Source organism: Candidatus Symbiopectobacterium sp. NZEC135 (genome assembly GCF_025962695.1).
Window position 1 is genome coordinate 1 of sequence record NZ_JAGFPF010001348.1, and the last position, 583, is coordinate 583.

Below are 583 nucleotides of genomic sequence, written 5' to 3' on the forward strand. Positions count from 1 at the left end.
GCTTTGACGCAATGCAGGCTTTTATTCGGGTGGTCGAGTCGGGCAGCTTTACCAAAGCCGCTGCGACGTTACAGATGAACAAGACCACCGTTACCCAGTTAATCCAACAACTCGAGACCCGATTGCGCGTCAAATTGCTGAACAGAACCACCAGAAAGGTGCATGTTACTGCCGATGGCACGGTGTATTACGAGCATGCCGTCCGTTTGCTTGCTGCGATGGATGATGCGGAAACCAGCCTCTCCAGTGCCGTTACAACGCCCAGAGGTAAGCTGCGGGTTGACGTTCCCAGCCCACTGGCTCGTCTGATTCTGGTACCCGCCTTGCCTGAATTTTATGCGCAATACCCCGATATCCAGATTGATCTCGGTGCCAGCGATCGAAAGGTAGACATGATCAGGGAGAACGTGGACTGCGTGATACGAGGAGGCGGTATCTCGGAGCAGTCACTGATTGCCCGCCATGTCGGGGATTTGACGATCGGAGCCTATGCCACACCGAATTACCTGGCTCACGCGGGGACACCCACCCACCCTAATCAACTGGAGCAATCAGAACATTATCTGGTCGGCTATCTGAATTC

Annotated in this window: 1 protein-coding gene; it reads left to right on the forward strand. The window is 54.2% G+C overall.

The features are described 5' to 3' along the window. Nucleotides 1–583 (forward strand): LysR family transcriptional regulator (locus J5224_RS34200; RefSeq protein WP_264629294.1); only part of this gene is annotated, 583 nt, incomplete at both ends.